Source organism: Acetobacter sp. P1H12_c, assembly GCF_018811975.1.
GTDB classification, from domain to species: Bacteria; Pseudomonadota; Alphaproteobacteria; order Acetobacterales; family Acetobacteraceae; genus Acetobacter; species Acetobacter persici.
Genome location: NZ_JACRVR010000029.1, coordinates 1 through 24397 on the forward strand (window position 1 = coordinate 1; position 24397 = coordinate 24397).

Here is a 24397-nt window from a genome sequence, read left to right on the forward strand (position 1 = left end):
GTTGAGGGATGAATGCCTCAACGAGACGCTGTTCACGTCTCTCAGCCATGCCCGACAGGTTCTGGCTGACTGGCGGGAAGACTACAATACGGTGCGTCCCCATTCCCAGCTGGATGGCAGGACACCGGATCAGATCGCCAGACAAGGGTCTCGGGGGCATGCCCCCGAGACCCTTGTCATTCCATCAACCCCAAGCCATAAAAAACGGGAACTCTCCTTTTAAGTGGATACAAAAAAGGGGGCACGTCACACGGGACAAACTCCCTCTGGTTGGTTCATGCAGCGCCGCGTCCAGAAAGCATCAGAAATGCTTCGTAAGACCAATCTTTCCATTATCGAGATTACCTTGAGGATCGGATACGACAGTCCAAGTCACTTTGCTCAGGTCTTCCGCAGAGTGACAGGTGTCAGTCCTCGTAATTATAGAAAACTGTAATCACTCTATGAATAAGGTTTCAGAAAACACCTTGGTAAAAAAGTTCACCTAAATACAGTCCCATTCCAAAGACAGCATGAGCGCTGATACTGAGGAATAGTCCTTTTCCAGGATTGGGAGCCCTAAGCCCGAAAAAACCGCCGCCCAGAGCAGGTTTCATAAACAGAAAAGGCGCTAAAAGGGTAACAAGTCCGAAGAGTAGACCATTTAGCAGTGTGGGGACTGTCTTTGCTATGACCGCCACAAAACTGAGGTACAGTGCGGCATAAACAGCACCAATTAGGTAATGAAATACCCAGCCGACAGGCGCCTCTCCTTTCAGGGAGGGTCTTTTTCCAATCATTGGGTCATAGATCCTGCCGTCACGCCACCCTATGACCCAGCGGCCGGTGACAGACCAGTTGGCTGCAGGAATTCCAGTCAATGGTTTCTGGGCTTGTTGCCAGATATCGGATGCAGCAGTCGCCACGACGCCGACTGTCAGAATTTCGAGCAAATTCATACAGCATGTCCTCGAAGTCAGAATGTTCGCGCACACTTTCATGTCACTTTTCGAGTTTCATGATATACTGACGAAATCGCACTCTAGCAACACATGAAGTTACATGAGACAAGATAACAGATTATCCTGTGTGCTCCACGTACTCCTGCATATGGCAGAAGCAGGTGGTCCCATGACGTCAGAAGCCCTGGCTCGCGCCCTTAACACCAACCCTGTGGTTGTGCGACGTCTTATGGGCGGTCTGCGTGAGCATGGATATGTGCACTCCGAGAAAGGACACGGCGGGGGGTGGACGCTTTCATGCCAGTTGGATCGGGTAACGCTGCGAGATATTTACGAGGCTCTTGATGCTCCAAGATTATTCGCCATAGGGAACCGGAGTGAGGAGACTGAGTGCCTAGTCGAAGAAGCCGTTAACCACGCCATGAGTAGCGTCCTGGCCGATGTTAAGGCCCAATTTCTGGCGTGTTTTGGTCAGATTACACTTGCAGCACTTCATGCCGACTTCCATCAGAGGCTAGCAGCGCGCCATGGTCCGACCACGCTCTGCAAGTAAACCAAGGGGCTGATGGCTAGGATGGATGTTCGCCTTGTGTCGCCCGGAATGCTGATGCCGCAAACAATGAATGATTTACGCGACATGATGTTTCTGGTGTTTTAGCCAGGTCATGACGTCGGTTACTTCAATGCCCTGTAAAGCGTTGAAAGTCTGTTTCTTGTCCCATGCCACGCCAGTATCGCGTGCGAACGCAAGACGGTATTTCCGTATTCCATCGTCAGGGTGTGCGGCGACTTCTGCGCGTAGCCTATCCATATCCCACAGTTCCCGAATGACAGGGCGGCCAAGGTAGTGCTCCATCTTTTCGGCGAGTTGAGCGTAGGAGAACGTATCCCCGGCAACGTAAACCACCTCGTTCTGGATCGGCGGTTTATGGGCGAGGATGCTCGCTGTAAGTCGTCCTATATCTTCGGAAGTGGTCACCGTCAGACGGTTATCCCAACTGCCGAGTGCGCGAACCTTGGCGCCTTGAAGATCCACCAAACCGAAAGCTGGCTCAAACAGAAAGCTGGTGAAGATTCCTGTCGAAATGATTATCCATTGGGTCGCAGATTGACCGCGCAGCAGGACCCTTACGTCTGATTGCTCATCAAATACTGGCTGCCCGCTACCACGTCCAACAACATCGTAATCGACACCAAACTGCCACGGCACATAACGGTCCACCCCAGCCTTCAGGACAGCACTGGTAATTTTACGCTGTGTACCGGGGCCACCAACAAACCCGGTACAACATATAATTGTACTGAACTTGGCGAAGAGGGCGGAGAGGTCCTCTACCGTTTCCGTCGAAAGATCAGCATAAACGATCTGCAGGCCTTTTTGCTTTAATTGTCGCGCAATATCCGTTCTGGTGCTTGCGCTTGATGGTCTGAGAAGAACGCTGATTGACCGAGTGCATTCCGGGTTCTGTTCAAGCAGGCCGGTGATGACGGTCTGACCAAGCTCTCCGGCGCCGATGACAAGGGTTTCAGTGACAGGGGTCTTCATCTCTGGCATCAGGAATTCCTTATAATTATGAAGTTAAAATAAGACATGATGTAGCAATGAGAAGAAGGTACACGAATGATACCGTTCGATAATCTGGACTTCGATGCCGTGATGGCTCAGTCACAGGCTGCCTGCGACGCTCTCAGTGACGATGATGGCGGGTTGAAGCGAGAAGTGCTTGCGCATGCCGGCAACAGATGGTCACTCGGTATTGTCCATCTTCTCGGTGTCGCTGGCACACTGCGGCATGCTGAGCTGGCGCGGCGGCTTGAAGGGGTTACACAGCGTATGCTGACGCGCTCCCTTCGTCAGTTAGAACGCGACGGTCTCATTATTCGCCATGATTACGGTGAGGTCCCGCCACGGGTGGATTATACTCTCACTCCGTTGGGAAAGGGGCTGCTCGTAGGAATGATGCCTCTTTGGCGGTGGATTATTGACAACGCTGCGGCATTCAGAACGGCACGCGATCGGTTCGACAGTGAGAGGAATAGCACTTTCGTTGAGCCTCGTGACGGTCTGAATTAGCAACAGTGTTTAAGCGGCGGAGCTAATGCGCCATGGCACTCCGCTTTTGAGGATAGCGTTGGTGATTGTGACGAGAGGCCGCTCAAACACAGTTGCTAGCCGCCCCGGACGCCATCGCCCTGGAAAGCCATCTGGTCGAGTGCCCTGGCAACGCCGACATCCAGTTGGACCTGACCTCTTGCTGAACTACGCCTCCAACGTGGTCATGTACCTGCAATTCCAAGCCTACTTGCACCGGTGGCGCGGACCTCCGTCGAATGGCGCAGCAAAGCACCCAGCAAGTGCGGTGCTACGACTGCCCCAGTCCTCCGGCGATACTCGCCAGAATTTCGGCCAGGGAACACGGCGTGCCTCCGGTCAAACGCACGATGTCACCGCTGACGATGTCGTAGGCGCCACGCGCCTGCCGCGCCTTCATCGATACCACGGCATCGGCAACCACGTCAGGCAGACCCGTTTTGAGCAACCCGGCTCGCAACACCTCGGCGGGCATAACGTTCAAGGCAAAGGGCCGCTGGATCTGCTGTGCGACCAGTCTGCAGACCGCTTCACCACGCAGGGCTTCAGAGCCTGTCAGCTGATATATGGCGCCCTCGTGGCCCTCGCTGGTCAATGCGGCGGCGGCAGCTTTGGCCACGTCGCCGCGCGAAACGAAACTGACGCGGCTGTCCTCAAGCATCGCAAGCCCGCCTGCCGTCAAAGACATCCGCACCTCTTCGACCAGCGTCTCGGAAAAATAGCTCATACGCAGTATCGTCCATGCGGGGATCGCGCTCTTGATCAACGCCTGCTCACTGTGCCAATACGCCGCCCCAACGGCGGACTCCCCCTCACGCTGCGTCCCGGTTGCCGACAACAGGAAAACGTGACCGACCTCGGCCTGTGCAGCGGCATCCACGGCCGCCAACATCTGGCGCGAACGAATCCCCGGCCGCAGATCAGCCCCTGGAATCAACAACAGGCGATCCAGGCCCTGATAGGCCGCCACCAATGTCTCGGATTGGTCGTAGTCGCCTAAGCGACCTGCGTAGGTTCGATCGGTCTTGGGGGTGCGCGAAATCGCCACCAAGTTTTCGGCCGCAACCGTTTCCGCCAACGCCTGAACAACTGCGCTACCGAGCTGGCCGCTGGCACCGCTCACACCTATTTTCATCATCAGATTCCATGGTTATTTATGGTTCTTTAGGATAAATTTGTTCCTAGTGGCTAACAAGTACGCATGAATTCATGCGTCAAGAACACCCAGGGTCCTGTCGGCCCAAGGAGTAGCAATGGAAAATGTAGAAGCGGAATGTCGCGGCCTGGCAGAGGTGATTGCACGCATTGGCGACAAGTGGACGGTCATGGTCTGTGGCCATCTCTCAGAAGGCACCCATCGTTTCAATGCGTTGAAGCACCGCATCCCCGGCATCTCGCACCGGATGCTGACCATCACTCTGCGCGGGCTCGAACGCGATGGACTGGTAGCTCGCAAAGCCTATGCTACCGTCCCGCCGAAGGTTGATTACTGTCTGACCCCATTGGGGCAAAGCCTGACAGGACCTCTGGCAGCCCTGGCAAGTTGGGCACGCGAGAACCGGCCCGCCCTTGAACAGGCCCGCGCCGCATTTGATCGTCGTGCCGCGCAGGACTGAAGTGGCGTTGAGGTGTGATGAAGCGCGCCGTCAATCAGCGGCGCATGCGGGGCATCATTCCATCAAGTTGAACCACTTAACCATACGCTCGCTCAGGTGTTTGTCCAGAGATGTCGGTTCATTTTGCTACAGTATAATTACCAATATGCGCAGCATCGTGAGGCACATGAGCGGAAATTACTGGCAGACGGGAACAACGGTGACGGTATACGCGAGTATGTCGGACTTGCCACGCGCACATGTCCGGTTTTGGAAATCTTTATCGCGCCTTGTATGTCGAGGATGAGGCGATTGCCGCCTGTCTGCTCCTCTGTCACTGAGCGGGCAGGCAGATCAGGGGGGCAAACGGAATGTCTGCTTCCGGACAAAAGATGCAGAAAGCCGCCAGTTAATTCCACAGTTTCAAAGACGCCCCTAACAGATTTCGTCTCCACCCGAAGCCAGAAAAGCGCGGATCCAAAAAATCTGACAATCTGTTCATCGTAGTTTACTGACGAAATGTCTGAGATGATCTGCAATGAAACTGGCTACAAAATAATAGCTGTGATCGTAATCAGGACGAAGATTCAGGATGAGTTCTTGCCCTGCATTCTGTGCAGCTTCATGGAAGAGTTCTGGCCTGAGCTGTTCTTTCAGAAACTGGTCCGCCAGACCCTGATCTATCAGAACAGGCAGTCTTTCCTTCGCTGTTAGCACAAGTTCAAGCGGGTCATAGGCTGCCCAACTGGCACGATCCGGACCCAGATAAGCACTGAATGCTTTTTCACCCCATGGTACCTGTGTTGGCGCCACAATGGGTGAAAAGGCTGACACAGAACGATAGCGGCCAGGATTACGAAGCGCGATCATGATGGCGCCAAATCCACCCATTGAATGTCCTGCAATACCGCGCTGCTGCGTAACCGGAAAACTCGCCTCGATCAGCACGGGAAGTTCCGTGACGACGTAATCATACATCCGATAATGCGCAGCCCACGGCTCCTGCGTCGCATTGAGGTAAAATCCGGCTCCCTGACCAAGATCGTAAGCATCGTCATCAGCCACCTCCACACCCCGTGGACTGGTATCTGGCGCGACAATGGCGATGCCCAGTTCTGCGGCGACGCGTTGCGCGCCAGCCTTGCCAATGAAATTCTGCTCCGTACACGTCAGACCGGAGAGCCAGTAAAGAACGGGAACCTTTTCAGTTTTTGCCTGCGGCGGCAGGTAAATCGCGAAGTTTGCTTCCACACCCAACGACACGGACTTGTGTCGCCAGACTTCCTGTACGCCCCCAAAAGAGGCGTGCGTTTCCTTGCGTTCCATGACTCTCACTGCCTTTTGCGCATGTCAGTTACCGTCCGTGAAGGTATAACTGCAGATCTTGTTCCCTGCTGGATCCCGGAGATAGGCAGCATAAGCGCCCGGTAAGTGGCTTCGCGGGCCGGGTTTGCCTTCATCGGTTCCCCCATTGGCAAGACCTGCGGCATGAAAAGCCTCCACTTCGGCGGGTGTCGCTGCTGCAAAACCGATGGTAACACCGTTGCTTGAGGGCGCTTCACCGTTGCCAGGACGCGCAATGATGAAGGCCGGCTTTTCGCGGCCGTACAGAATCCACCCATGCCCGAATGGCCCCAGGTTTTTTATGCCCAGAGCCGCAAGCGCGGCGTCATAGAATTTCGTGGATACCGCAATGTCCACTGCCCCAAGAAAAACATGAGAGAAAACACCGTCACCGGAAATAACTGCCATGATCGTTCTCCTGTAATTTCCCGTTCGTGGGAATGATGTTGCGTCGTGAGAAACTCGCCTCAGAAATGAATGACGGAACGGATGGACTTTCCTTCATGCATCAGATCGAAGGCCGTATTGATGTCTTCGAGCGGCATCGTGTGGGTTACGAAAGGCGCAAGCTCGATATCGCCGCGCATGGCGTCTTCGACCATTCCGGGAAGTTGGCTGCGCCCCTTGACACCACCAAAAGCCGTGCCGCGCCACGAACGACCCGTGACAAGCTGGAAGGGACGGGTTGATATCTCCTGACCAGCCCCAGCCACACCGATGACGATCGACTGCCCCCACCCACGATGGGCGGCTTCCAGCGCCGCGCGCATGACATTGACGTTGCCGATACATTCAAAGGTATGATCGATGCCCCAGCCGGTCATTTCCACCAGAACCTGTTGGATCGGTTTGTCATAGTCCTTAGGATTAAGGAACTCCGTGGCGCCGAACGCCCTAGCAAGTTCAAATTTTTCCGGATTGGTATCAATAGCGAAAATCCGGCCAGCCTTTGCTTGTCGCGCTCCCTGAATCACCGCTAGACCGATCCCGCCCAGTCCGAAGACGGCAACCGTATCTCCCGGCTGTACCTTGGCCGTGTTGTGTACCGCACCGATCCCGGTGGTGACGCCACATCCCAGCAAACAGACATGCTCTGGATTGGATGCGGAGTTGATTTTAGCCAAAGAAACCTCGGCGACAACCGTGTATTCGCTAAACGTCGAACACCCCATGTAATGATGGATCGGCTGACCTTTGTAGGAAAAACGCGTCGTACCATCCGGCATCACACCCTTACCCTGTGTGGCGCGCACTGAAATGCAGAGATTGGTTTTTCCAGACTTACAGAACAGACATTCACCACATTCAGCCGTGTAAAGCGGAATGACGTGGTCGCCGGGGGCAACGCTGGTCACCCCTTCCCCGACCTCGATCACAATTCCCGCGCCTTCGTGACCCAAAACGACCGGGAACAGTCCTTCGGGATCATCCCCTGACAGAGTAAACGCATCGGTGTGGCAGACACCCGTATGTGTGATCTGCACGAGCACCTCACCCGCACGAGGAGGCGCTACGTCGATCTCGACAATCTCAAGGGGCTTACCCGCCTCGAAAGCAACTGCGGCCCGTGATTTCATGATTTTTTCTCCAAATAACCTGTCAGTCAGCGTCGTGAGCATTACCGGAGATAGGATCGAACGAGTGACACCACATTCTCGATCGAACCACTGGCAGCATCACGATCACCGGCGCATTCAACAAATTCTTCCCGCAGGTGGCTTTCAAGAACACCGGCCATTAATCCGTTGATCGCTCCTCGGATAGCCGCAACCTGTTGCAGTACCGGACCGCAATCAGCCCCCTTCTCCAGAGCCTGTTCCAGCGCATCAAGTTGCCCGCGAATACGGCGCACGCGGGTCAGAACGCGCTTTTTCTCAGCTGGTGTGTGCGGCACGAAACGTTTACTCCGAATATACTGCCCTTGAGTATCCTTTCATACTATGGGGCAGTATGACAAGGATATAAGGATGTGCTTGTCATATGATCCGATCAAAAGTCCGTATCGCCGAAATTTTCACCGTAACGTCCATTGGGGGACTGCCTGTGTCTTGGAATCATTCAATAGGTGTAATCAGTGAAATCCAGACAAGCCTCTACAACGAGGCTTTGAAGCGCTGATGTCCGCTATTTGACAAATAATCTTGTGGTCCAAACGACCGAGATGAAGGCGGATGCTGACCTCAAAGTCACTCCACCCGCAGTCGCTCCGGCCTAGAGCATGCTCCCGACTTTCTTACAATCACCCTCAAACGGCTCGTGCTTTCCAGATTTGATAGATCGTCCTGCGCCGTTCAAAGGCTTCTGGACCGCCTTCCATGATGGAGATAACGCTCGCCTGACAAGCCTCTTCGTCAATATTGCCGACCGATATTGTAATTTTATCATCGCTGGCACTGCACGTGGTGATAATCTCCGCATCGCCCAGAACCGGGAAGTTCGCGTTATGGGTTGCAAAAATGAATTGCTGGTCCGGCTTGAGCTTGCGAAGCAGCTTTACCACCTCCTCATAAACAGTCTGGCTATCGAGATCGTCTTCCGGCTGGTCGATTAGCAAAAGATCATTCCCCTTTTGGCTTAGAAGAAAGAGCATCATGGCGGAGGCGCGCTGGCCGAGAGAATGTGATGACAGCGCTTTTCCGTGGTATGTTACCACGTAGCTGTTTGGTACCTGATAACCTGTAAGTGCGTACAAGTTTGCCATGAAGAGCTTCTTGAACTCTTCGGACTTTGCCTTCGCATGGGTTGAAGCCGAGCCGAGGTCTTGGAAAATCTCGCCAAAATCCGTATAGGCAGCGGTGAGGGCATCATAATATTCCTTGCGGAGATTATTGCCACGAAGTTGCCCCTCAATGTGATTTTTGAAGGCGCTGCGGTCCCCTTTGAATACCGCCTCCACCCTCAGCGATTTTTGTGATTCATTGATGGTCTTCAACGCTGCTTCGATAAGCTTGAACTCATCATGCCAAGCATCATTTAGCGAAATCAGGGCTGTCAGGACCGCATCAAGATTGGATTTTTCCTTGCCGGTGCGCTTGGTAAGCTCGTCGATCTGTGACTCTAGTTCCTGCTTGCGCTGTGTGAGTTCGATATAGGCATCCGGCTGGATCGAGGAGATGCCTTGTTCTTCGAGCGCCTTAACAAGTTTCCGTTCCGTCTCGGCAAATTCCTCCTTTAGGCTATCGCGAATACTTTCAAGCTCTTGGCGCAACGTACCCAGGTCACCGGACTTGGATTTGATCGTCAGAGCAAGGGTCTTAGCCGTTGCAACGGTTTCTTTTAGTTCCTGTACCTTGGCCGCATAGCGCGTGAAGAAATCGGCGTTGTGATCGGAAACATGAGATTCGATCAGATTGAAATCTTCCTCGGCTTGGGTCGCCGCATTATCAATTGCCTTGTGCCAGCCTTGCGCCGTCTCGTCGACGCCCTCGCAGTAAGTCAGGTCCTCGCTATAGGCCAATTGCTTTTCAAGCTTGCCCTTGATGCCGTGTTTGTCGAAGTGCTCCAGATTGAACTTTACATCTTTGAGTTCATCCTCCAGCGCTTGCTTGTTTTCGGCATCGCTGCGGACCGAATTGAAGCTTTCTATCGCCTTCCTCAGGTCGTCCGAGCGTTCTTCAATTTTTTTACGGACACCTTTTAGGCTATCACCCATGAGCTTTTCGACAAGATCGTGCCCAAAACCTTTTCCGGCAGCCGAGAGATCTTTCTGTCCAAAGTACAGCGGCTTGGCGATTATGGTTTCCTTAATAGAGACACCTGGACGCAGCGTGCCATCGACGTAAACATTTGGCGATTGTCCCCAAATACGACTTACTTCAAATTGCGCTCCATGTCGGTCAGTCGCTTCGACAATCACCTTGCCGCCACTTTTAAGGACGTGGGGCAAAAGCCTGTCCTTATATTCCCTATCCTGCGCTTTTTCGCCAAAGGGGATATCGAGCGCATAGCGCACACTCTCTAGGATTGAGGACTTTCCGCTGCCTTGGATGCCGATAAGGCAATTCAAGTGCGGGGAGAATGTGATACGTTTACCATCCAGCAATCCGCCCTCGAAGCGGATAGCATTGATATGAGAATGGCTGACCACCGGAATCTCTGTCGAAACTCGGAAATTATGATCAGTTAGAGCGAATTTGACGGCATCAAAACCGAGGTCTCCAAGCTTGAGATAGACCTTCCGCCCCTTGCCAATGTCCTCAATTGCTTTTGCGTCAGAGCCCTCGACTTCGGCAGGATAGTGCTCACGCCACCAACCCTTAACCTTAGTGCGGCATACGTCATCAGGTTTGTCGTGCGTCCGAACTTTTTGGAAACCAAGGGCATATTTCTGGATCAAGGGCTCTGTAGCAAGCTCTCCCATTCGTCCCCCGCCAATTTCCTTCCATAGCCCGCTATTTGCCTCGACGTGGGCAAAAATGATGAAGAAATCACGATGATATCCTTCCAGCATCTTGAGCGTATCAACAAGATCATCGTTGCTGCGACCGTTTTCCTGTTCGTACTGCGAAGGCACCCTGCCAGAAAAGGCGACCCCCAAGAACTGATTGATATAATCCTGACCATCGGCCAGCCAGGCATCGGAGAATACGACCAGCGTATGTACGCCGTTCGCGCCATCCTTCACCGATAGCTCTACTCCAGGCAACACGCCAATTCCCGATTTGCGTCCCCGCTTGCGCAGGGCTTTGAATTCGTCGAGATCGAACTTATTGTGGTTAGTGATGACAGCGAGCCGCGTCCCGGCAGCTTCGAGCGCATTAATATAACTCGCGACGAAGCGATCCTCCTCGCCGTCATAGCGAAATTCCTTATCGGCCCGCGTGTGCAGATGAAAGTCCGCCCTCACCCATTGCGCCCCATGCGCGAAAAGTTTCGGTAGTGCCTCGCTCAATTCTCACCGTCCTCTAAAATCACGGTTGCTATCTCTGACTAGACTACTCCCTGTCGGTATATCTACAAGACTGAGGTTAAGGCCCGGCATGCTATCTGTGCGGCTCTTCGGGGAGGGGCCCTGGCTAATCTGCACTGCGCAGGCCCGTTATTTGAACGACTTGCGGCCTCCACTGTATTTCCATGAACGAAAAATGCTGCGGTAGCAGATTACGCTATCGCGTGTCGGCTTTGCGGAAAGTCTCTTTGAATTACGTATGTCCAGCATGTAGGCGACTGCCGCCTGTCTGCTTTGTTTTTTCTGAGTCGACAGACGGTCAATTATGTCGAGTAAAAACCCATTCATGAACGCGTCTCTCATCCGGACAGCACAGGCCTGATCCCTCCATGTGCACAGCAGATCCACACTGAAGAACTGGAGGCGTCTGGACTGTGAGCGTGCCTCCAAAGGAACGTCCGCTAACATGACTAAGCTGAAGGCCTTTCTGGGCCGATAACCGAACATGTCTCAAGGTCATCCCCTCAATCGCTGCCTCGGGCAAACCTAACCCAACGCCGGCTGTCTTGGCATTTATCGCAGTCAGATCTGTTATGGTCACATCATGAATATGCGGGGTCGTTGATGTTACTGGAGCAACGGGATCGGTCATCGAGACAGTCTGCTGCACGAGGCCGGGTTGCGGATCGTGAGATGATCGATCCTGATCTGGCTGGACTCCCTGACAACGACCATCCACATTGGAGAATTGGTCGCCGTAATACCTGAGATCCGTCCATGCTGCACATGCGAAAACTCAATCAGCCAAGGACGTGGCAGACCAAAACGTTACTGACATTGCCACTGCACGATCGCGCATATCGTCTCTATCCGCGCTTCGGTGGTGCGGCTTCCCCAGGTTCACGAGAGGGCAAAGCAGGGGCTCATCACACCGCTGATCGAGATTTTTCGTGCAAATGGGACCTGCGCCTATGTGGGAGATGGGAGCAATTTCTGGCCTGCAGCGCATGTGCTCGACGTTGCCCGTCTTTATAGGCTGGCCATCGAGAAGAGGGCGACGGGTGCTGCGTGCGGCGATCCGGAGTGGTGTGGAGCGCGTGGTGATGACGTCGTCTGTGGCGGCCGCAAGCCGAAGGGTCGGTAGCCCGGACTGCGAATGCGACGAGACGGTGTGGACCGATCCGGATCCCTCTGGTGTGGACGCCTATACACGCTCATACCCGGATCAGACGATCAATGCAGTCTTCCTCCACCTCTTGCTGGCGCTATTTACCCAGCCCATATTCCTGCCGTCGTCCGACACTGCTTAACAGACACGGAGGATTCCAAAATGCATTTTTCTCGTATGATTCAGGCCGGCGCCTTTGTTGCTACACTGGCCTGCTGCGCGGCTGCACTGCCTGCGCAGGCTCAGGATGCGTTGCGCGTCGTTGATGCACGGGGACACCAGATCGGTATCCTGGTCCCGGTCCAGGGCATCGCGACGACAGCGGCAATGCCTGATATCGACATGTTCGAGGCCGTTGATCGCATGATGGCACGCAATATGGCTCTCATGGAGGCGGTCGATCGGACATTGGGCTCGCGGCTGGACGGCGTCCTGCGCGCCGTTCCGGCTGTTGGTCATGACCTCCCGAAACAGAGCATGTCCTGGCAGCGTTTCGAGGCGGTCAGCACCGGTGGACCCACCGCCTGTACGCAGACAATCACGATCACATCAAACGGTCAGGCGGCGCCAATCGTTCATGTGTCACGCACCGGAAGCAAGTCCTGTGCCGCGCTCCCCGCGTCGATGGCAGTTGACAATCCCGGAGGTCAAAAGACTGGTTCCACGGCTCTGACGCCCGCCGTCGAGACGCTGACGGAAGACCCGACGAACGGACACGCTGGAAGCGCTCTGTAAGACAGGTGGTGGCCGGAAAACCCTGGGCCACCATTATAGAAGGAAAATATATTGATTTTCTGCGATCATCGCTATGATATTTGACTAATATAAACACCTCCATGTAATTTCCACCCGCAACACCGCCACATAAAATAAATACAAATATAAATAATAAAATTATTCATGAAAAAGAATCTGCATTTCGTGTCCTCTTGACGAGGCAGGCATCTCTTCCAATTTTTCTTTCGCTGGACGCCATCGCGTCCGGCATAGGCTCTGTGAGCCAGACAACTGAAGTCCATGTTGCTTTAATCGGAGGATGTGGATGTCGACACTGAAAGGACTTTATTCCCGCTATCGCCGCTCCTTGCGCACAGCCGCCCGGAGATGGCGCAACCGACTGGAGGGAGGCGTATCATGGTAACGCGCCCCCTTTTTGGAGACGATCCGCTCGCTCCGCGTGTGCTCTCCGTGCTCCGCCGCCTCGGTCATGACGGACGTGGCGTGACGCTAACGTCACTGGTGGCCCATACCGGTATACCGGGGATCAGACTTCGCGCCACGCTGGAACGTCTGGTCCAGACGGGCGCGATCGCCCCTGCCGGGTGTGATCCCCTGGCGTCTGATCTCGCGTTCCGTCTCCCCCTACGGGCAAGAGCCGCACCGCCAGTTTCGGTCGCCGCGTAAGGCACCGACCGCGCCCGGTAGATTGGAAACGCCTTCTCCGAGCGGAAGCGCCATCTTTTCTGGAACGACCGCACGAATGAGAGGGTGGAGCGGGGCCTTCCATCGGAGGTCCCGCGTTTCTGCAGATGAAATCAAAAGCAGCGAGAACAGGGAGATGTCGAGTTTTATCCATTTTCTCAACCTGAAGGCGCTTCAGGACTATTGGAATAACCATCCCCCCGTGCCCCGTGCCCCGTTCACGGGGGACCATGCGGCCAGTTTGGTCGCACTCCGCGGAACAGACGGCCAAGCAACCTCGGTGCCTTCGGCATAGGGAGAGGAGGCCACACGTCGCTGTCGGTCTCGTCCTCATGCTGCTGGTCGGAATGGCCTCGCCGGCATCGGCTGATGCGCCGCATGATGTGCTGTCGTGCGACACAGAAAAGCAGCCGGTAAACATTCCATCCATGCCACTGGCCCGCTCCATCGAGATATTGAGCCGGCAGACCGGGTGCCCGGTCCTTGTCGACCCGATCCTTATGGACGGCCGGACCTCGGCAGCCGTCAAGGGCGCCTATACACCTCAGGCCGCCCTCCTGCATCTGTTCGGGTCCGTGCATGTCGACGTCACCGCCACTGTTTCGGGCTTGAGCGTCAGCCCTCTGGATGCGACGGCTCTGGCATCGGGCGACACGCGGGCCAGCCAGGACCGGCGTATGACTGGAATGTCATCTGAGGAATCGAGCGGTTCGAACGGGTGGTGAGCGCCTATGATCCGTAACGTGTCCTGCATGAGGACATTCTCCGTCGCCAAAAGAAAAACCAGACCCAGGACATGAGAACTATAACGCAATTAATAGATGGGAAAACGCCTATGGAAGACCTCTCCATGAAACGTTCCTGGCAGAGCAGGGACTGGTCTCGCCTCATCAAGCTGTTCAGGGGCCTGACATTCTACGAGCGTTTTGAACAGGCGATCATTCTGACCCTGATTACGCTCATCATGCTGGTCACTGCCATCGCAACGATTCATCTGATTGGCGCGGTATGGCATCTGGTCGTCGATGTCGGAATCGATCCGATCAACCAGACGATCTTCCAGGCGATTTTTGGCGCGATCTTTACTGTTATCATCGCTCTTGAGTTCAAACACTCCCTGCTGGTCGTTCTTGCACAGCATGAGAACGTCATCCGGGTGAGAACCATCGTCCTGATCGCCCTCCTGGCGATTGCCCGCAAATTCATCCTGCTGGATTTGCATGATGTGACTGCCATGGAACTGTTCGCTCTCTCGGCGGCTGTTCTGGCGCTGGGCATTGTCTACTGGCTGGTCCGCGAGCAGGATGCGCGTGTCGCGCGCGATGCCAGGGAACAGGCGCATCTCAAAGATAATTCTGCGGCCCGCTGTGAGCCTGAACGGTCTTCATCCTGAAGGATCGAAGTAAAGGCGGTCTATAACGCCGCCTTTACTCAATCCCCACTATGTCTCGTGCGATGAGGACGTCTTCTTCGCCGTCTCTGGCCCTGACGGTGCCAGATGATCTGTGTCGATGGGCCGGAAAGGCGGAATGGGTTGTCCGGGAGAGTAGACCGGCCCCTTGTAGTTCTGATCCAACTGGCTTGCGTTCAAGCTGTCGACCAGCATATCACCTGTGCCGTCTTCGTAATGAGTGCGAGCCCCGGTTTTGGGGATTGTGGACGTTCCCTCAGTCGCCCTTGCATCGAACGATGTTGCAGTCGTCCGGACAACATCACCAGCATGTGCGCCCGACTGGCTCAGTAGAGACAAGCTCAGAGCAGCGCACGACAGAGATATTTTCATCCTCTTCATGCTCATGACCTTTCGAGATTCTTCCCCGGCCGGATGAATGGCCGGGGAAGAGTTTTCGTCACGCCATCAGGCTGCCTCTTTCCGCGCCTCAATCTGGGGCACGGCTTCCTCCGCACGTGCTGTAGAGGACGTAATCGCGATACGACGCGGCTTCATCGCTTCGGGTATCTCACGTTTCAGAGTAATGGACAGAAGTCCGTTCTCGAAGTGCGCATCGGTGACTTTCATATGCTCGGCCAGATCGAAGCGGCGTTCGAATTCTCTGCCCGCAATACCCCGATGGAGATATTCGGCGGCGCTTTGCGGCTCCGGCGCCTTTCGTCCTGTCACGACAAGAGTATTGCGCTCCTGTGTGATCGTAAGGTCGGCCTCGGCAAGTCCGGCAACCGCCATGTCGATCCGGTAATCATCCTCACCGGTCTTGACGATATCGTAAGGCGGCCAGTTATCGACCGCTGGAATCCGGCTGGCGAGATCAAGGGCGTTGAGCATTCTGTCAAAACCCACGCTCGAACGGAACAGGGGAGCAAAATCAACGGTGGCTCTCATAGCCATATCCTCCTTTGAGCAACATGGACACAAGATCAAAACTGATAGTTCTGTCTGCCGACCCCTTTGGCGGCCGGCAGATTCAATCTGGGCACTCCGTGCATGGTGTCAAGAGGTATCAAAAATGCAGAAAGGCAGGTTTGGGCGTCCTCAATCGTTCGCGTGTTCAGAGTGGACCAGAACAATGCCTGATAGCATCGGATGGAAGTTGCTGGCCGCGGCATTCGCCGCGACCATGCTGAGTGCCGCTCCGGCGGAGGCCTGGCCGTGGATTTATGCTGGACCACCAATTGTCGTTCCACCACCAGTCGTGGTCGCGCCGCTAGCTGTCAGTTGGGGTGGGCGGTCTCCTTCAGAAGGTTTATCAATGCCGGTATGGCACATCAATGCCGCAAGGAGGCCTTCCACCCCATCTGACATGTCTTGTTCTATGATACGTTCTCAGAAGGGGCTGCTTTTATGCAGCCGAGCGGAGAATGCACTCGGGTGGGAGGAAACTCCATCAGCTCATGGTGATTGCGGACTGTCCGCTTAGGAGCTTGGCGAATGGGGGCTTGTATGTCCGGGATGAAGGCGGAAGCTGACTAAAGCCGTCTCTCAGAAACCAGTTAAAAGTAGATCAATAGCCTGAGTGATTTCATCCTGATAAAGAGATAATGACGTCACGACTTTTTTCAGATCACGGTCAGGCACAGCAGCCATAAACTGTGTCATCATAACGAACGACTGGTCATCGACTACGAAAACCGGATTCAGTCTCTTTGCCGGCCTGGGTGCCACTTTCTGTGATAAAAGCGGCACCACGATGCGGGTGCCCAACTCGTCCAGCAGGTCTGCCTGCACATCTAAAACGAAACGCGCTTCACCTCGTCCGGCCAAACAATACACATCAAAACGGGCCATTCAGAAGTTCCGATAATCCGCCAGAGGAAGACCATTCTTTTCGACATACCGTCGGGATGCTTCAAGGGAGGAGCGATTTTCTGCGAGCCATTGTTGAGCACGAACCGAAGCGATCGCTGATTTCAACCCCTGTTCACAGGCCTGCGATATGTTGAGATCAAGCGATCTGGCTTCTTCGAGTAACTGAGCAGGTAACGTCACATTAGTCGGACGACGCAACGGACTGGTGGAGTGCACACGAACCATAGCTTTGATCCTATTTACATGAGAATTGAAACATAGCACATATTTATGCATATTTCCATGCGCATATTATCATCTCGATATATGCCTGCTTTCAGAAAACTCCAGCAATTCCGATTTCGTCTCCCATGAGGCAGAAGCAGCAGCTCCACTTACCCCTAACCGGCCGTCCAATCCTCAGATCGCAACCCGTCTACCCTCGTAAATTCTCGTAAATTTCCGGTCACAACGACAAGACCCCTGCTTCGAGCGTGCCCGGCAATCATCAAATCGTATGGGCCGATGACACAGCCACGCTTTTCCAGCTCTGCCCTGATTTCCGCTGTATGGGCTGCGGCGTCATCATCAAACGGCAAAACAGACAGACGTGCGGCAAAATGCTCAACCTCACGTCGAATCTTTGCCGGATCGTGAGATTTTTCGGCTCCATAGAGAAGTTCGTAAAGCACGACATCCGAGATGCAGAGCGCCTCGGCGTTATCATTGAAACGCTCACGCAAGCCTTGCGGACGATCGCGCAGGACGCGGATGCAAAAATTTGTATCCAGAAGATAACGAAGCATCAGAAGCTTTCGCGTTCCTGCATCCTCGGCTGATCGCGCTCAGGCAGTGGAGTGCCTGGCGCGGCAAAGAAATCGTCCCAGGCGGCATTCGCAGGCGCGATTATGCGACGCGCACCGTCCGGGATGATCACGACGTCTTTCAGGTTGACGTCAAACGCAACCGCTTTGGGAAGACGCACGGCCTGGGAGCGATTGGACAGAAAGAGCGTCGTGCGGGTCAGCATCGTAACCTCCACTTTGGATATGCCGATAGTATATCCAAACTCTTGCCGGGTAGCAATGGAATTCGCTCGCCATACTGGCCAGACCATTTTCCCCCAAGCCTGATCTCAGGGCACGGCGATCAATGACCAGAATCCCAGTTTGCGCTTATGTGCGGTTTTCAGCCGGGTCATGAACATTTCATGGGATTCCATGCCTTCAGCCATGGTCAACATGGGTGCAAGTCGCAGACAGGACGCAAGATCCTTTGCGGCATAGGCGTAGTAACGGGAAAGCGCCCTGTCCAGCACAGCCTCGACCAGCAGGCGGTAAAGCAGTGTCGCTTCGTTGGGATAAGATTCAGATAGACGTTCCGCTGCCGGACGCAGCGTCCCGTAATCCCGTCCGTCCAGTTCCGCTGTGTGATCCCGCACGAGACGGGCAGCATCGTCGAGCGCTGGCCATTCCAGAAGAGTAGACAGGGCCGCGCTTCTATTCGGAAAATTCCGGATGTGATCGAGCGCCTGCTCTTCGGCGTCGATCGCATCATAATCGCTGAGATGACGCTGATAGGCTTTCCAGTGCGGCAGGCTCAGGCGTTCCCGAAAAACGTTCCATCGCAGAGCCTGAGCTTTGTCTCGGTCTCCAACGGCCTCGTATGCTTCAATCCGCAGATCGTCGTTTTCCTTGTAAAAGTGAGAGTTCTCTTCAGTTTCCCGGTCGAGCCAGTCAAGTGCCTCCCGGGCGCGCCCCTTGTCCAGCAAGCGGCGTGCGACGTCGCCGGTATAGGCATACTGGCGGTCACTCAGGCTGACAGCCTCACTATATGCATCGACGTCGTCCATGGCATCGGCAAGATCCCGCAGGTACCTGATCACCTGCATACGCGCGATGTCGGTATGATAATCCCCCTTCCCCTTTGATGCAGGCAGGTCGCGCAGTCGTGCCAGAAGCATAGTTCTGAGCATGGCTGCGCCCGTTTCGCCCAATGCCGTGCCGCACGCGGCGAGCAGACGATCACAGGTGCCATACCCGTCATCATCGAGAAGCGTGAGAAGGTCTGTGACAACGATGGCGGGATCCCGGTTGGCCTGTCGTCCCCAGAGAACGCCAAGATCAGAAGCGGCCTCCCGGAAGACGTCCGACAGGTATCCGGAACTGTCGTCCGAGCGCTCGTACACGGATGGGGCAATCTCCACAAGCAGCCTCATGGCTGAAATGGCCTGCCCGACATCGGCAGAGGCAACGTCACCCAGGATGGATTGCCGCAAGGTATCAAGTTCAGCAGCCAGAGGACGGATCCGGTCCCAAGGCAGAAACCCACGAGAACGCTGGATCGTGCGCAGCCTCTTTTCGACCTCCTTGCCGAGTTTGTCCTTCGCATGAACAGCCGTCAGAGCCATGCGGAGCTTACGGGTCAGCGCGACGTCCTGCCCTGCCAGTTCGACGAGCAGGTCCGCAAGTCGGTCCGCACCAAGCGCCTTCAGATTATCCTTCGTGACAGTCGTGCCGACTTTCTGTGACCCGCGGGAACTCGACTTTTCAGACGGATTTCGTGCCATAAAAGCAGGATATGGCCCAGCCCCGGAAAGCACAACCACCATGTGCGCTTCCTTGAACATACGCTCGTCCCGCGTTTTTGGGCCAGTCTCTCATCGGATACGCCTCTCCAGGCCGGATGGGCGTATCCGACGTCGATTATTTATGCCTTGATTTTCAGCCAGAAGCGCCCAGTGGCGGTCCTTCTCGACTCCCATCCAGCATTTTTTAGGATTTCTGCAAGATCTTTTTCTGAGGGAGAGTCACTCACATTCTTTGCGATTTCTGCCAATGTCGTTTTCGTTTTTCCAGACAGAAAGCTCTCAACGCTAAGAGCCTTCTGCGAAGGGAGGGAAAGAGGTGGCGCGTTGTCTTCCTCGATCTGGAAACATCCTTCCTGCTCAATGAGCTCTGCGACCCGATGCAAACCAAGAAATTTTACGCCCGCCAAACGATCGTCGGCATAATAGGCGCTCCCAGCGGCATCGGCGAACATGTCCCATAGACGTTGTATGACCAGTGGAGGCAGGTATTGAACCATCGTGTGCCGGTTGATCGGTTGCCATCTGGGTACTTCATGGTCTTCCCCTACGATGACTTCGATCGCATCTGTGCCGGCGTTAAAACGGATGCGGCCTTTCATTCTGGCCCGAATCTCTTCGCGCATTTCGCGGTCTTCATACATGATCCTGTTTCCTTCAAATTTGCGATCTATTTTGTGCGCAGCAGATGATGGCGGGCCTGTCGACCAAGGCATGAAGCGGGCGCTAAGTGCAGGAAAATCGTTGTGGTCCAGTGGGACCTTTAAACAGTTGCGCGGGGCTGTTTTTCGTCGTTTTGGTGTGGCGCTCAGTTGTGTATAATTGTGCCTAGATGCTTGAAATTGCCTGTTTCGCGCTGCCCTTTCACGGCGGCAACACGGGTTCGAATCCCGTACGGGACACCATTTTTTCAAAAATGGTTCATGCGCAAATTTTTCCAAAATATATATAGTTATGCCTCCTGAGAAAAATCAGGTTTCTCGGAGGGCCAAAACCGTTTTCTGCCGACAGCGAATGGTCTGAGTGCGCTTAATGCTCGTTCCCCCGTTCTACAAGCAGCACTCTTTGCCTCGCGGTGCAAAGTCCACTTTGCTAAGGCACTCTTTACCCGACAGGGTCTCTGATAGCTTCTGGAGCCTGCAGACGTCCTCTGCAACAACATATAATCGAGACAGTGACGGACGGAAACGCAGATCCAAGATCGCACCCTGCTCTTTCCCAGATTCCCACGCGCTTAACAAAAGAATAATTAGCAGGAAGGTTAAGCCTCCTTCGGCGTATGTAGAATCAAGCGAAAGGGCGAGGAGACCGGCCAATCTCCCGCCCCTCCATGTGCCTGTGACTTCTTGCATCACAACCAACTCAATCTTCAGTCGCAAAGATAGGAGACTTATAGAGAAAGGCATGAGAGACAAAATACCCCTCATACCTCAGACAACCAGATCCCTTCAGACTTCGGGTTTAAGAGTGGGGTGAGTATTGGGGTAAATCTGCTCGACCGCAGGCTGCCCTTTTCCGGGTTTTTTCATACCAAATGCATTAACCGGCTGAGCTCTGTTTACCCATAAAGCATAATACAAATGGTCTGAGCGCGGATCATCCGTATTGGGATGAATAAGAATTGTCAGATCCAGGTTATTTAACTGCAACCACGGCACGATCACTGGCAATTGCTCATTACTAAAACCAAAATAAAAAGAGGGTGTAACATGCGGTCCAACTGGCTTTGTATTCCAGTGCCCCATTTCAACTCTGAACCGTTCAGCCGACCATTTTCTGAGCAGAGCTGCTTTCTGATAATTATCTTCATTAAAGTAAATATGAGCATGGTAGCTTTTGATATCTGTATAAGGTCGCGGCTTTGACGGAAGAGGGTCTTCATTCGGTCGGAAGCCCGGTGGGCGGGTGGTCGCTTCCAGCTCAGGATGTTCACCCCACGGACTATGCCCCGGCAAATGCGGAACCTCAAAAGGTCCGGGCGACGGCGCGGCACCCTCCCCATGAACCGCCTGAGCCAATGCTTTTCCTGCGCCCAGCGCGGACGCAAGAAGCCCACCACCAGCGAGCAACCCTCCACGCCCCAATAATTGCCGCCGTCCCGGCGAGAGCAGATTAGCCCATTCGCGATCAATATCGTCGATAGCTGTCGGGGACACGTTTTCTGCCTGAGGCTGATCATACTTTGACATCAGTTTTTCCTTCAAAAATCAGAGAATTTTTTAGAGTTTTACGGATACGCGTCCGTAGTAGTAGCCACCAAGCACACCCAGCGGTCCGCTATTGTCATACAGGCCGGTAAATTGCGAATTGTAGGCTGGGATTGCACTTTTAGGGATCTGGCTTGGATACTGATTCAGCAGATTATTAGCACCCACAGTAACATTGACCCGCTTTGTTACATCGTACCCAATATTGAGGTCCGTTACGAAAGACGGCGTAATATTATAGCTTCCGCCAGTCACATCATTATAGCGTTTAAGAGCACCGTAATGAGTTTCCCTTACAAATATGGAGAACTTTCCATATTGATAGCTTAAGGAAACAATTTCTTTATCGGGCGGAGAGCGATATCGTAATGTATATTCTGTCGATTTAGAGAGAATACCAATGTTAGGTAACCCCTGAAGCACAGATGGAATGGCATTTCTTTTGGTGACGACAGTGTCATTAACATTCACACCCGCAGTCCATCGGAATGTGCCACCGCCGATAGCATGATGACCATCAGCAGTGAAATCCAGACCGCGCGTTCTGGTATTGCCAATATTTGTAAAATAATGCGCAATCAGACCGTTTCCGGCTGATATGCCCGCGCTGTTCAGCAACGTCTCAATTTGATTCACCTGAGAAGTTGTTAATTCATTACCACTCCCATCCAGCGCAACACCCGTGCTCCGGTCAATTCCAATATCGGCAGACGTGCCAATACGATTGGCCACATCAATTTCATAAACGTCCAGACTGAGATTGACTGATTTTTCGGGGCTATAAACAAGACCCGCCGTGAAATCACGAGACGTCTCCGGTTTTAACGGAGACGCTCCTAATGCCCGCGCCACAGCCGATGTGGGTTGCGCCAGCATATAGGACGTACCGTTATGGTCAGATGTATTTGAGTAAGACTCAGTCACCAGACTGGGAGCATGAAAGCCATTGCTGACTGTCGCCCGGAACGCAAAATTATTCGTTATGTCGTAACGGGTTGAAAATCTGCCCGAGAAATTTTTTCCAAAATCCGAGTAACTCTCTATTCTTCCTGCCAGGTCAACAGTCCAGTTTTTTGTAACTTTACTCGCCAGCCCGACATATCCAGCAAAGCTATGGCGCGATGAACTGTTTGCATCAACCGGCAAATACCCGACCAGACCAGAAGAGCCAGACCCGACATAGGAATTATATTCACCAGCTCCCAGAGACTGGGTTTCATTCTGAAATTCGAAACCGCTACTGAAGTCGAGAGGTTTGGCAAAAAATGGAATATTAAAAGACCGTCTTACATCCAGATCACCCGTAAAACGCCCATAATTACGGTTTCCAACATGAAAAGCTGTCTGTGAACCGGGATAGGAAAGAGAATAGTTTGCTGAATGGGTAACACCAACATCTATGTCATCCTCCCCATATGTACCACTCAGATCCCAGTCCCATTTCCCGGTCTTCCATTTTATGCCGCCGGTGGCAGAGAAATCGTTCTCCTTCATCGTCTCATAAGGGTTAAATCCATCCGGATAGACTGAGTATAATCCGAGATTAGATTTAAACACGGTATTGGGCAGACGATAATTTTGTACTGAGGCAGCATCCCGGTAAGAATATGTGCCAAAGGAATAAAATGTTATGCTTTTCGTAAGATCATAGCCAGCATTCCACGCAAACTCCCCAAGAGTGCTGGACGGTGAGCCGACATTTTTCCATGGTGTATTATTTCTTCCCGCCTCCTTAGGATTAAGGTGCGTTCCGGCAGGCAGCGTATTACCTGCCCCCAGCGCAACCAGAGCGCCGGTTGTATTACTAACAGCAGGGTAGGACAGATAACCAGATTTAAGTGGAAAATTTCTGGACGCCATATCCTGCCGGTTAAATTCCGCAGAAAGATGAACAAAGCCTTTTCCATGGTCAAATGAAAAGCCTTTATCTGCTCTCACATAACCATTGGTGCCTCCTCCATCATACGTTGAGCCACCCTGCCCGCTGAATGTCCCTTTGGTATCTTTCTTCAAGACAATATTGATAACCCCGGCCAGAGCATCTGAGCCGTAAATTGCTGATGCTCCATCACGCAAGACTTCAATGTGATCAATTGCTGCGGTCGGAATCAGAGACAAATCCGTAGCAACGGAACCGGGAAAGCCGTCCTCATTCACAACTGCCGTCGTATGCCGGCGCTTACCGTTTACAAGAACCAGAGTATAAGCCGGGTCCATGTTACGAAGTTGCGCACCACGCACCATGCTCCCCAAATCTGGCTGCACAAGCGCCGGCACGTTAAATGACGGCAGCAGCCGACCCATTGCTTCCAAAATATTGGTTGCACCAGTTTGCGCGAGATCTTTCTGACTAATTAAATCAATCGGAGCTGCACTGTTATGCACCGTGCGTCCATTGGCTCTGGTGCCGGTTACAACAACAGACTCTGCGGACTGAGCATCATTCTTGTCTCTATTTGTATTTTTCTCTTCATTTACATTATTTTTTTTGCTTTTCCCGCTTTTTAATTCTTTTTTGCTAAAAATTGCAACTGAAGAAACATTCCCGTCTTCAGCAAAAGCCTGAGCTACGGGCATGACAGAGCAGAACGTTATAGAAATACCAATCAGTACAGGACTATGTCTTTTTTCCACTCGCCAACGCTCCACATTTATGGGGCTTTAAGCCCCTAACATCGTCACTGTGCCATCCCAGGGTCCGGCTCTTTTGGTTCCCTGTTTCACTTTTGTGTTCGTATTTCTTTTTTATGACTCTGTTCAATAGTGGTTTTTTCATAGATCGCGATATTTTTTTGAACTTAGGCTGGGAATTTGCAAAAAATGGCAAAAATCCGATTTGATGTTTCTATATAACTTATTGTTTTTGTTATCTTTTTATATTTCTTAATTTTTAATGTTGTTTTTTGACA

At 53.3% G+C, this 24397-nt stretch carries 26 protein-coding genes, 1 tRNA gene and 1 pseudogene; 11 read left to right on the plus strand and 17 right to left on the minus strand.

Features of this window, described 5'->3' with window-relative positions; translation table 11 throughout:
• Together KP699_RS16475 and KP699_RS12545 are read left to right on the plus strand one after the other, a co-directional pair.
• Positions 1–223, plus strand: a 223-nt coding sequence (locus tag KP699_RS16475; protein ID WP_252346871.1) for a transposase, incomplete at its 5' end; no start/stop codon positions are given.
• Positions 224–250: 27 nt separating this feature from the next.
• A pseudogene (locus KP699_RS12545) lies at positions 251–436 on the plus strand (helix-turn-helix transcriptional regulator); the annotation flags it as partial.
• A gap of 19 nt (positions 437–455) precedes the next feature.
• Here KP699_RS12545 and KP699_RS12550 read toward each other — a convergent pair.
• Complete coding sequence (locus KP699_RS12550; protein ID WP_063909166.1) at positions 456–938, minus strand: DUF2938 family protein; 483 nt, start codon at positions 936–938, stop codon at positions 456–458.
• Between the two features lie 103 nt (positions 939–1041).
• On the opposite strand from KP699_RS12550, the gene KP699_RS12555 reads away from it, so the two are divergent.
• A complete protein-coding gene (locus tag KP699_RS12555) occupies positions 1042–1494 on the plus strand; it encodes an Rrf2 family transcriptional regulator (protein ID WP_082881946.1) in 453 nt (150 codons plus the stop codon).
• 75 nt (positions 1495–1569) lie between these two features.
• Here KP699_RS12555 and KP699_RS12560 read toward each other — a convergent pair whose 3' ends face one another.
• Positions 1570–2496 (minus strand): aromatic alcohol reductase, encoded by a 927-nt coding sequence (locus tag KP699_RS12560; protein ID WP_063908782.1) that lies wholly within the window; start codon positions 2494–2496, stop codon positions 1570–1572.
• A 66-nt stretch (positions 2497–2562) separates the two neighbouring features.
• On the opposite strand from KP699_RS12560, the gene KP699_RS12565 reads away from it, so the two are divergent.
• Complete coding sequence (locus tag KP699_RS12565; protein WP_082881840.1) at positions 2563–3015, plus strand: helix-turn-helix domain-containing protein; 453 nt, start codon at positions 2563–2565, stop codon at positions 3013–3015.
• Positions 3016–3304: 289 nt separating this feature from the next.
• On the opposite strand, the gene KP699_RS12570 is transcribed toward KP699_RS12565, so the two are convergent.
• Positions 3305–4156, minus strand: a complete 852-nt coding sequence (locus tag KP699_RS12570) for an NAD(P)H-binding protein (protein WP_239021198.1) — start codon at positions 4154–4156, stop codon at positions 3305–3307.
• Positions 4157–4286: 130 nt separating this feature from the next.
• Between KP699_RS12570 and KP699_RS12575 the strand changes: the two genes are divergently transcribed.
• A complete protein-coding gene (locus KP699_RS12575; RefSeq protein ID WP_063908781.1) occupies positions 4287–4649 on the plus strand; it encodes a helix-turn-helix domain-containing protein in 363 nt (120 codons plus the stop codon).
• Between the two features lie 477 nt (positions 4650–5126).
• Here KP699_RS12575 and fghA read toward each other — a convergent pair whose 3' ends face one another.
• From fghA to KP699_RS12600, 5 genes are all read right to left on the minus strand, one after another.
• Positions 5127–5954 (minus strand): S-formylglutathione hydrolase, encoded by an 828-nt coding sequence (fghA, locus tag KP699_RS12580; protein ID WP_086654295.1) that lies wholly within the window; start codon positions 5952–5954, stop codon positions 5127–5129.
• Between the two features lie 24 nt (positions 5955–5978).
• On the minus strand, positions 5979–6380 hold the full coding sequence (locus KP699_RS12585) for a VOC family protein (protein WP_086654294.1): 402 nt from the start codon (positions 6378–6380) through the stop codon (positions 5979–5981).
• Between the two features lie 59 nt (positions 6381–6439).
• Complete coding sequence (locus KP699_RS12590; protein WP_086654297.1) at positions 6440–7549, minus strand: S-(hydroxymethyl)glutathione dehydrogenase/class III alcohol dehydrogenase; 1110 nt, start codon at positions 7547–7549, stop codon at positions 6440–6442.
• A 41-nt stretch (positions 7550–7590) separates the two neighbouring features.
• Complete coding sequence (gene frmR / locus KP699_RS12595; protein ID WP_003626675.1) at positions 7591–7866, minus strand: formaldehyde-responsive transcriptional repressor FrmR; 276 nt, start codon at positions 7864–7866, stop codon at positions 7591–7593.
• 351 nt (positions 7867–8217) lie between these two features.
• Entirely contained in the window at positions 8218–10863 is a 2646-nt protein-coding gene (locus KP699_RS12600; RefSeq protein WP_025828677.1) for a TrlF family AAA-like ATPase, read from the minus strand.
• 865 nt (positions 10864–11728) lie between these two features.
• Between KP699_RS12600 and KP699_RS16770 the strand changes: the two genes are divergently transcribed.
• The 5 genes from KP699_RS16770 (at position 11729) to KP699_RS12620 (ending at position 14843) form a co-directional block, all read left to right on the plus strand.
• Positions 11729–12004: a hypothetical protein gene (locus tag KP699_RS16770; RefSeq protein ID WP_331000123.1), complete on the plus strand. Its 276-nt coding sequence runs from the start codon at positions 11729–11731 to the stop codon at positions 12002–12004.
• Positions 12005–12190: 186 nt separating this feature from the next.
• On the plus strand, positions 12191–12763 hold the full coding sequence (locus tag KP699_RS12605; RefSeq protein WP_215762873.1) for a hypothetical protein: 573 nt from the start codon (positions 12191–12193) through the stop codon (positions 12761–12763).
• Positions 12764–13162: 399 nt separating this feature from the next.
• Positions 13163–13432 carry a hypothetical protein gene (locus KP699_RS12610; RefSeq protein WP_081775326.1) on the plus strand — a complete coding sequence of 90 codons (270 nt, stop codon included), beginning with the start codon at positions 13163–13165 and terminating at the stop codon, positions 13430–13432.
• 350 nt (positions 13433–13782) lie between these two features.
• Positions 13783–14175: a hypothetical protein gene (locus tag KP699_RS16480; RefSeq protein ID WP_252347043.1), complete on the plus strand. Its 393-nt coding sequence runs from the start codon at positions 13783–13785 to the stop codon at positions 14173–14175.
• Positions 14176–14285: 110 nt separating this feature from the next.
• Positions 14286–14843 (plus strand): phosphate-starvation-inducible PsiE family protein, encoded by a 558-nt coding sequence (locus KP699_RS12620; protein ID WP_025828669.1) that lies wholly within the window; start codon positions 14286–14288, stop codon positions 14841–14843.
• A 465-nt stretch (positions 14844–15308) separates the two neighbouring features.
• Here KP699_RS12620 and KP699_RS12625 read toward each other — a convergent pair whose 3' ends face one another.
• The 7 genes from KP699_RS12625 to KP699_RS12655 all read right to left on the minus strand — a co-directional run bounded on the left by KP699_RS12625 (position 15309) and on the right by KP699_RS12655 (position 19925).
• Entirely contained in the window at positions 15309–15791 is a 483-nt protein-coding gene (locus tag KP699_RS12625; RefSeq protein ID WP_003618820.1) for an Hsp20 family protein, read from the minus strand.
• Between the two features lie 597 nt (positions 15792–16388).
• Positions 16389–16694 (minus strand): CcdB family protein, encoded by a 306-nt coding sequence (locus tag KP699_RS12630; protein ID WP_025828667.1) that lies wholly within the window; start codon positions 16692–16694, stop codon positions 16389–16391.
• A complete protein-coding gene (locus KP699_RS12635; RefSeq protein WP_081775327.1) occupies positions 16695–16940 on the minus strand; it encodes a type II toxin-antitoxin system CcdA family antitoxin in 246 nt (81 codons plus the stop codon).
• 155 nt (positions 16941–17095) lie between these two features.
• Positions 17096–17500, minus strand: coding sequence for a tRNA(fMet)-specific endonuclease VapC (vapC, locus tag KP699_RS12640; protein WP_124306977.1), 405 nt, complete (start codon positions 17498–17500; stop codon positions 17096–17098).
• Positions 17500–17724, minus strand: a complete 225-nt coding sequence (gene vapB, locus KP699_RS12645; RefSeq protein WP_012813340.1) for a type II toxin-antitoxin system VapB family antitoxin — start codon at positions 17722–17724, stop codon at positions 17500–17502. Before vapB ends, vapC begins: the two co-directional genes overlap by 1 nt.
• Before the next feature lie 105 nt (positions 17725–17829).
• Complete coding sequence (locus KP699_RS12650) at positions 17830–19263, minus strand: DUF6880 family protein (RefSeq protein WP_215762888.1); 1434 nt, start codon at positions 19261–19263, stop codon at positions 17830–17832.
• 140 nt (positions 19264–19403) lie between these two features.
• The gene (locus KP699_RS12655; protein ID WP_252347044.1) at positions 19404–19925 is read right to left on the minus strand and encodes a hypothetical protein; all 522 of its coding nucleotides are present in this window, start codon (positions 19923–19925) and stop codon (positions 19404–19406) included.
• 159 nt (positions 19926–20084) lie between these two features.
• Here KP699_RS12655 and KP699_RS12660 point away from each other — a divergent pair.
• Positions 20085–20186 (plus strand) — tRNA-Glu (locus KP699_RS12660).
• A gap of 543 nt (positions 20187–20729) precedes the next feature.
• Here the strand turns inward: KP699_RS12660 and KP699_RS12665 are convergent.
• A complete protein-coding gene (locus KP699_RS12665) occupies positions 20730–21470 on the minus strand; it encodes a DOPA 4,5-dioxygenase family protein (RefSeq protein WP_215762874.1) in 741 nt (246 codons plus the stop codon).
• A 30-nt stretch (positions 21471–21500) separates the two neighbouring features.
• Entirely contained in the window at positions 21501–24122 is a 2622-nt protein-coding gene (locus tag KP699_RS12670; RefSeq protein WP_215762875.1) for a TonB-dependent siderophore receptor, read from the minus strand.
• Positions 24123–24397: the final 275 nt, after the last annotated feature.

Excerpts from the sequence above, each read along its gene's own strand:
- KP699_RS12550 (WP_063909166.1), bottom strand. The coding sequence starts at position 938 with ATGAATTTGCTCGAAATTCTGACAGTCGGCGTCGTGGCGACTGCTGCA.
- KP699_RS12555 (WP_082881946.1), top strand. The coding sequence starts at position 1,042 with ATGAGACAAGATAACAGATTATCCTGTGTGCTCCACGTACTCCTGCAT.
- KP699_RS12560 (WP_063908782.1), bottom strand. The coding sequence starts at position 2,496 with ATGCCAGAGATGAAGACCCCTGTCACTGAAACCCTTGTCATCGGCGCC.
- KP699_RS12565 (WP_082881840.1), top strand. The coding sequence starts at position 2,563 with ATGATACCGTTCGATAATCTGGACTTCGATGCCGTGATGGCTCAGTCA.
- KP699_RS12575 (WP_063908781.1), top strand. The coding sequence starts at position 4,287 with ATGGAAAATGTAGAAGCGGAATGTCGCGGCCTGGCAGAGGTGATTGCA.
- fghA (WP_086654295.1), bottom strand. The coding sequence starts at position 5,954 with ATGGAACGCAAGGAAACGCACGCCTCTTTTGGGGGCGTACAGGAAGTC.
- KP699_RS12585 (WP_086654294.1), bottom strand. The coding sequence starts at position 6,380 with ATGGCAGTTATTTCCGGTGACGGTGTTTTCTCTCATGTTTTTCTTGGG.
- KP699_RS12590 (WP_086654297.1), bottom strand. The coding sequence starts at position 7,549 with ATGAAATCACGGGCCGCAGTTGCTTTCGAGGCGGGTAAGCCCCTTGAG.
- KP699_RS12605 (WP_215762873.1), top strand. The coding sequence starts at position 12,191 with ATGCATTTTTCTCGTATGATTCAGGCCGGCGCCTTTGTTGCTACACTG.
- KP699_RS12610 (WP_081775326.1), top strand. The coding sequence starts at position 13,163 with ATGGTAACGCGCCCCCTTTTTGGAGACGATCCGCTCGCTCCGCGTGTG.
- KP699_RS16480 (WP_252347043.1), top strand. The coding sequence starts at position 13,783 with ATGCTGCTGGTCGGAATGGCCTCGCCGGCATCGGCTGATGCGCCGCAT.
- KP699_RS12620 (WP_025828669.1), top strand. The coding sequence starts at position 14,286 with ATGGAAGACCTCTCCATGAAACGTTCCTGGCAGAGCAGGGACTGGTCT.
- KP699_RS12625 (WP_003618820.1), bottom strand. The coding sequence starts at position 15,791 with ATGAGAGCCACCGTTGATTTTGCTCCCCTGTTCCGTTCGAGCGTGGGT.
- KP699_RS12630 (WP_025828667.1), bottom strand. The coding sequence starts at position 16,694 with ATGGCCCGTTTTGATGTGTATTGTTTGGCCGGACGAGGTGAAGCGCGT.
- KP699_RS12635 (WP_081775327.1), bottom strand. The coding sequence starts at position 16,940 with ATGGTTCGTGTGCACTCCACCAGTCCGTTGCGTCGTCCGACTAATGTG.
- vapC (WP_124306977.1), bottom strand. The coding sequence starts at position 17,500 with ATGCTTCGTTATCTTCTGGATACAAATTTTTGCATCCGCGTCCTGCGC.
- vapB (WP_012813340.1), bottom strand. The coding sequence starts at position 17,724 with ATGCTGACCCGCACGACGCTCTTTCTGTCCAATCGCTCCCAGGCCGTG.
- KP699_RS12650 (WP_215762888.1), bottom strand. The coding sequence starts at position 19,263 with ATGGCACGAAATCCGTCTGAAAAGTCGAGTTCCCGCGGGTCACAGAAA.
- KP699_RS12655 (WP_252347044.1), bottom strand. The coding sequence starts at position 19,925 with ATGTATGAAGACCGCGAAATGCGCGAAGAGATTCGGGCCAGAATGAAA.
- KP699_RS12665 (WP_215762874.1), bottom strand. The coding sequence starts at position 21,470 with ATGTCAAAGTATGATCAGCCTCAGGCAGAAAACGTGTCCCCGACAGCT.